This is a genomic window from Protofrankia sp. Cas8 (assembly GCF_963555845.1).
Lineage (GTDB): Bacteria > Actinomycetota > Actinomycetes > Frankiales > Frankiaceae > Protofrankia.
Genome location: NZ_CAUVXI010000155.1, coordinates 6,658 through 13,425, shown reverse-complemented (window position 1 = coordinate 13,425; position 6,768 = coordinate 6,658). Strand labels below are relative to the sequence as shown.

Genomic DNA, 6,768 nt, shown 5'->3' with positions numbered 1-6,768 from the left:
TGCCGCCGTTCCCGCCTCAAGGTCCCCCAGGCGCGGGCCGCCCGCGACGACCACGATGAAGACCCCCTGAAGGCGTCCGCGCATCGCGTCCGGTGTGGCGACGTTGAGCATCGAGTTCCGGAACACCGCACTGACCATGTCGGCGGCGCCGGCGGTGGCGAGCAGCAGCACACCGGCGGCGAGGTTGTGGACGAGCCCGAATCCGGCGATTGACGTACCCCAGATGATCACGGCGATGACCACGGCCAGCCCGTGGCGCCGGATGCGGCCGAACCAGCCGCCGACCACCGCCCCGGCCAGCGCGCCCGCGGCGACCGCGGCGTAGAGCAGCCCGGCGGTCTGCGTCCCGCCACCGAACTGTGTCTCGGCGAGCTCGGGGAACAGCGCCCGCGGCATTCCGAAAACCATCGCGACGATGTCTATGGCGAACGTCATGAGCACTATCGGTTGGCCGCGTAGGAAGCGTAATCCGTCGAGGACGCTCGCGATGTCGGCTCGGGTGCCGCCGCCCGTCGGCGGCATCGAAGGCAGCCGCGCGAGCGCATAGAGCGCGGCCCCGAAGGTCACGACGTCCATCCCGTAGGCGAGGGTGTAGCCCGACGCCGCGACCGCCACCCCGGCAAGCAGCGGACCGGCGGTCAGGGCGGTGTTCCAGCCGATCTGCTGCAGTGCTGTGGCCGCGGGAAGCTCCCGCAGCGGCACGAGGTTCGGCGTCATCGATCGCCGGGCCGGTTGGTCGACGGACATCAGCGCGGACTGGGCGGCCACGAGGGCGAACAGCGGCCACACCGTATGCAGGTCGACAAGCGCGAGAGCGAACAGCCCGACCGACACCGCGGCCAGCCCGCTGGAGGAGACCAGCGCAAGTCGCCGGCGGTCGACGGCGTCCGAGATCGCCCCGCCGAACATCCCGAAGACGACCAGTGGCACCAGAGCGACCAGGCCGGTCAGTCCGACCGCGAACGAGGACCTGGTGATGTCATAGACCTGTAGCGGTACCGCGGTAGTAGTGATCATTGAACCGACCGCGGAGACGGTCTCGCCCGCCCACATCCGCCGGTAGGCCGGGTAGGCCCGCAGTGGCCCGATGTCGGTCAGGACGGTGGCGGCGATCCGCCGGCCGAGCCCCGGGGCCCGTCCCCGGGACGTCACGTGGTCGGGCTCCGGAGCCGAGTGGCCGTCGGTCTGCCCGTCGGTCTGCCCGGCGGCCTGCCCGGCGGCCTGCCCGGCGGTTGCACCGGTGCCGACCACGGTGTCGGGCTTCCTCACGGTGCCAGGCGTTCGATCACCCAGCGCTCACCGCGGGCGGGGCGACACGCCTCATCCGCGCCGGTCCGGCGGAAGCGGAGCCGGTCGTGGAGCCGGTCGTGGCGGCCCGCCCAGAACTCGACGCTGTCCGGGACGAGCCGTATTCCGCCCCAGAACGGCGGTACCGGGATCGGCCCGGGTTCGGGCCAGCGGCCGGCGAGGGCTGCCCGGCGCCGCTCAAGCACATCCCGGGAACTGATCGTTTCGGACTGGTGGCTCACCCACGCCGCGAGCTGGGACCCACGCGGGCGGGTGTGGAAGTAGGCCGCGGTCTCCTCGCCTGACACCCGTTCGAGCGCACCGGCGGCGACGACCTGGCGTCCCAGCGCATGCCAGGGAAAGACCAGCGAGCCGTAGGGGTTCGCCGCCGCGTCGCGGCCCTTGCGGGATGTGTAGTTGGTGAACAGCGTGAAGCCGCGTTCGTCGAACGCCTTGAGCAGGACGATGCGGGCGCTGGGCCGGCCGCGTGCGTCGGCCGTGGCGAACACCATCGCGTTCGGTTCGACCAGTGCCGATCCCGGTTCGGCGGCGGTGGCGGACGCCTCGGTGAACCATCGTGCGAACTGACTCAACCAGGTAGGGGCGAGATCGGATTCGGACAGCCCACTGGTGGCGTACTCGCGCCGCTGGGTCGCCGGGTCCGCAACGGCCGGCGACGCATCGCGGTTCGGGTGTTGCGACACCTGACCGATCCTGGCACCCGGCTGACCGCGGCACCTGGGAATCGGCATCCGATCGCGGAACCGCAGCGACGAGTTGTGAGCTGTGACACATCGAGTGGATGGCACCAGGTGGCGTGGCGTCGGGTACGTCCGTCCGATGGGTAGGGTTCACCGGTGCCGGAGGTTGCCGGGTCTGTGCCGGGCCGGCGCCGCCCTGTGGTTGGTCTGTGGTTGGCCTGGGCGAATGTGGCACTACCTCCGACAACAGGGCAGGATGCAGACAGGCAATTGGGTATGCCGATGTAAGCAGCTCACATCAGTTACGGCTGGCGTTCGGTGCTCGGGAATGACCCGGCGTACCGCCAACGGCACCGGCCGGGGACAGGAAGCGGAGCCCGGACTTCGATGGCCGACAGGACAAGCGACTTCAAGCCCGGCCTGGAAGGCGTGATCGCCTTCGAGACCGAGATCGCGGAGCCGGACAGGGAAGGTAGCGCGCTGCGGTATCGCGGCGTCGACATCGAGGACCTCGTCGGCAAGGTTGACTACGGTCATGTGTGGGGGTTGCTCGTCGACTCCTCCTTCGAGCCCGGCCTGCCGCCGGCGGAGCCCTTCCCGTTGCCGGTGCACTCGGGCGACATCCGGGTGGACGTGCAGAGCGCGCTTGCCACGCTCACTCCCTACTGGGGTTTCGGCCAGCTCATCGACATCTCCGACGCCGAAGCCCGGGACAACCTGGCGCGGGCGTCGGTGGTGGCGCTGTCCTTCGTCGCGCAGGCGGCACGCGGTCTCGGTCTGCCCGCCGTCTCGCAGAAGGAAGTCGACAAGGCCCGCACGATCACTGAGCGTTTCATGATCCGCTGGCGGGGAGAGCCGGATCCCAAGCATGTCCAGGCAGTGGATGCCTACTGGGTATCAGCTGCTGAGCACGGTATGAACGCGTCCACCTTCACCGCCCGGGTGGTGGCCTCCACCGGTGCGGACGCGGCGGCCGCACTGTCCTCGGCGGTCGGGGCGCTGTCCGGTCCGCTGCATGGCGGGGCGCCGTCCCGGGTGCTCGCGATGCTGGACGATGTCGAGCGCACCGGCGACCCGGTCGGTTACGTACGCCGCGCGCTTGACCGCAAGGAGCGGCTGATGGGTTTCGGTCACCGGGTGTACCGCGCGGAGGATCCGCGCGCCCGGGTGCTACGGCGGACGGCCCGCGACCTTGGTTCACACCGTTACGAGGTGGCCGAGGCGCTGGAAGCCGCGGCCATCGAGGAGCTCACGAACCGGTACCCGGACCGCCCGCTGCGGACGAACGTCGAGTTCTGGTCCGCCGTCGTGCTGGACTACGCGCAGGTGCCGCCGCACATGTTCACGTCCATGTTCACCTGTGCCCGTACCGCCGGTTGGAGCGCCCACATCCTGGAGCAGAAGCGCACCGGACGCCTCATCCGCCCGTCCGCGCGCTACATCGGTCCGGCGCCGCGACCGCTGGGTGACGTCCATGCCTGACGGCATCGTCATCCCCGAGCAGCTGCGTCCCGTTGACGGGCGCTTCGGTTGCGGCCCGTCCAAGGTCCGGCCCGAGGCGGTCGCCCAGCTCGCCGCGACCGGAACGTCCCTGCTCGGGACGTCGCACCGGCAGAAGCCCGTGCGCAACTTGGTCGGACGCGTCCGCGCGGGTCTCGCCGACCTGTTCTCGCTGCCCGACGGCTACGAGGTGGTGCTCGGCGTCGGCGGCTCCACGGCCTTCTGGGATGCGGCCGCGTTCAACCTGGTGCGGGAACGTTCGCAGCATCTGGTGTTCGGGGAGTTCGGCGGCAAGTTCGCCGACACCGCTAAGGGCGCGCCGTTCCTGGCCGAGCCGTCGATCATCGCCTCGGCGCCCGGCAGTCATCCCGACTGGGCACCCGAGCCGGGCATCGACGTGTACGCCACCCCGCACAACGAGACGTCCACGGGCGCGGCGAAGCCGGTCCGCCGGCCGGTCGGGGCGGACGAGGGTGCGCTGCACCTGGTCGACGCGACCTCCGGCGCGGGCGGGCTACCCGTCGACATCCGCGAGGTCGACGCCTACTACTTCGCGCCGCAGAAGAGCTTCGCCTCCGACGGCGGGCTGTGGGTGGCGCTGCTCTCACCGGCCGCGATCGAACGGTTGGCTGAGATCGCCGCGTCCGATCGGTGGATCCCGCCGTTCCTGGACCTCACGACCGCCCGGGACAACAGCTCCAAGGACCAGACCTACAACACCCCGGCGGTGGCCACCCTGTTCCTGTTCGCCGACCAGGTCGAGTGGATGCTCGCCCGCGGCGGCTTGGACTGGTGCGTGCGGCGGACGGCCGAGTCGTCGTCCATTCTCTACACCTGGGCGGACAAGGTGCCCTATGCGACACCGTTTGTCACCGATCCGGCACAGCGTTCACAGGTCGTGGTCACCATCGACTTCGACGGCGTGGACGCGGCGGTTGTCGCGAGTACCCTGCGCGCGAACGGCATCGTGGATGTCGAGCCGTATCGCAAGCTCGGCCGTAACCAGCTGCGGGTCGCCTGCTTCCCGGCCGTTGAGCCGGCCGACATCCAGGCACTGACCGGCGCCATCGACTACGTCGTCGAACGTCTGTAACCGGCTCGGATCCGTAACCGGCTCGGATCCGTAACCGGCTCGGATCCGTAACCGGCTCGATCTGTAACGGGCTCGACCCGACACAACGATCTTTCGAGGTTTGGTCGACGGAGAAGGCCTTGTTGATCGCACGAACCTCGAAAAATCATCGCCTTGGCTCATGTCTGGTAGATCCGCAAGTAGCGGATCTACCAGACATCCGGCGGGCTGAGCGGGCTGAGCGGGCTGAGCGGGCTGGTCGCCTTCCGGCAGGGGAGGGCTATCGGCGCGGACGCGTCGGAGCGGCCTGGGCCGCGAGCGCGGCGATAGAGTCGGATTCGCCGCCCATGTCGGGGGAGCGATCTTCGATCAACGTGTACGGACGCTCGTCGTAGCCGACGTAGAGCTGGCGTGGCCGGGCGATCTTCTGCTCGGGGTCGAGCAGACCTTCCTCCCACTGGGCGAGCCAGCCGGGCATCCGCCCGATCGCGAACAGCACCGGGAACATCTCGACCGGGAAGCCCATGGCCTGGTAGATGATGCCGGTATAGAAGTCGACGTTGGGGTACAGCTTGCGCTTGATGAAGTACTCGTCCTCGAGCGCGATCCGTTCCAGTTCCATGGCCAGGTCGAGTAGCGGGTTCGTTCCGGTGACCTTGAACACCTCGTCGGCCACCTGCCGGATCATCCGGGCGCGTGGATCGTAGTTCTTGTATATCCGGTGCCCGAAGCCCATCAGCTTCTTCTTGCCGTCCTTCACCTTCGCGATGAAGGCGGGAATGTTCTCCACCGAACCGATGTCGGTGAGCATCCGCAGTACCTGCTCGTTGGCGCCACCGTGCAACGGGCCGTACAGTGCGGAGATCGCGGCCGCGGCCGCGGAGAAGGGGTCGGCCTGGGAGCTGCCGACCGCGCGCATCGCGTTCGTCGAACAGTTCTGCTCGTGGTCGGCGTGCAGGATGAACAGCACGTCGAGCGCGTGTTCGAGGTTCGCGTCCGGCTCGTATTTGAGCTCGGTGGCCTTCCACATCATGTTCAGGAAGTTGCCCGCGTACGACAGGTCGTTGTCCGGGTAGACGTAGGGCAGCCCGATCGAGTGCCGGTAGGAGAACGCGGCCAAGGTCGTGATTTTCGCGATCAGGCGCACGATCTGTAGGCGTCGCAGGCCCGGATCCGTTATTTCCTTCGCGTCCGGATAGAACGTCGACAGGGCGCCGACGGTCGACAACAGCATGCCCATCGGGTGCGCGTCGTGGTGGAAGCCGTCGATGAACTTCTTGATCGACTCGTGGACGAGGGTGTGGTGGGTGATTTCGTCCTCCCACACCGCCAGCTCCGTGCCTGTCGGCAGCTCACCGGCGAGCAGCAGGTAGGCGACCTCGAGGAAGCTGCTCCGCTCCGCTAGCTCCGTGATCGGAAATCCGCGGTAGCGCAGGATGCCGGCATCTCCGTCGATGAAGGTGATGGCACTGCGACAGCTCGCCGTGTTGGTGAAAGCGGGATCGTAGGTCATCAGACCGAAGTCGCCTTCGTCAACCTTTATCGACCGCAGGGCGGTGGCACGGATCGCGCCATCGGCGATCGGGATCTCATAGGTCTGACCGGTGCGGTTATCGGTGACGGTCAGGGTACTGACCTGCTCGGACATGCCGGGCTCCTCTCGCTGTAGCGATCACATCGGTGTGCGTGCGCCTTGGCTGTGGCGTCCGGGTCCGGACTGCTTGGGCCGGTTCGGCGGTAGGCAACGGTTGCCCCCAAGTCTCGCGGTTCGCGCCATCACACGCCCGCGATCGGTACCGTCCGCCCGGCGTGTCCTACAACACCCGTTACATACTGTTCAGTGTTAATGCTCCGTGTCCGTAACATGACACGGTTAGTAAGTGATTCCACTGTCTTGGGCTATGGGAGGCATACTGCCTGCGAAGGCGGGGAGGATTTTCCGTGAACAACGTCGCCGTATCGGCGCCGGTGACGTTGCCGCACCTGCGCCGGTGACGTCGCCGTACCTGAGCCCGGGTGGCCGGTCCGGCGTGCCGTGGTCGGGGTTGTGCGACTGGGACGCGGTAACTGCGGGTGTGCCCAGGCATGTCACCAGTCATTAATTGTTGAAAACATGTGAAGACCAAGGAAAAGTTGTTCCACTGGCCGGTGTGCGCGATTTCCAGATACCGCGGAGTCCCCAGATACCGCGGAGTCCACTGTCGTCAA

At 67.9% G+C, this 6,768-nt stretch carries 5 protein-coding genes; 2 read left to right on the top strand and 3 right to left on the bottom strand.

The annotated features are described in order from the left end of the window. Both U9977_RS19435 and pdxH read right to left on the bottom strand, forming a co-directional pair. Positions 1-1,251 (bottom strand): MFS transporter (locus U9977_RS19435; protein WP_322750707.1); only part of this gene is annotated, 1,251 nt, incomplete at its 3' end. Positions 1,252-1,265: 14 nt separating this feature from the next. Continuing rightward, positions 1,266-1,991, bottom strand: coding sequence for a pyridoxamine 5'-phosphate oxidase (gene pdxH / locus U9977_RS19430; RefSeq protein WP_322750706.1), 726 nt, complete (start codon positions 1,989-1,991; stop codon positions 1,266-1,268). A 384-nt stretch (positions 1,992-2,375) separates the two neighbouring features. On the opposite strand from pdxH, the gene U9977_RS19425 reads away from it, so the two are divergent. Both U9977_RS19425 and serC read left to right on the top strand, forming a co-directional pair. Beyond that, positions 2,376-3,470 (top strand): citrate synthase 2, encoded by a 1,095-nt coding sequence (locus tag U9977_RS19425; RefSeq protein WP_322750705.1) that lies wholly within the window; start codon positions 2,376-2,378, stop codon positions 3,468-3,470. After that, positions 3,463-4,581: a phosphoserine transaminase gene (serC, locus tag U9977_RS19420; RefSeq protein WP_322750704.1), complete on the top strand. Its 1,119-nt coding sequence runs from the start codon at positions 3,463-3,465 to the stop codon at positions 4,579-4,581. Before U9977_RS19425 ends, serC begins: the two co-directional genes overlap by 8 nt. A gap of 259 nt (positions 4,582-4,840) precedes the next feature. On the opposite strand, the gene U9977_RS19415 is transcribed toward serC, so the two are convergent. Continuing rightward, the gene (locus U9977_RS19415; protein ID WP_322750703.1) at positions 4,841-6,208 is read right to left on the bottom strand and encodes a citrate synthase; all 1,368 of its coding nucleotides are present in this window, start codon (positions 6,206-6,208) and stop codon (positions 4,841-4,843) included. Positions 6,209-6,768 lie beyond the last annotated feature (560 nt).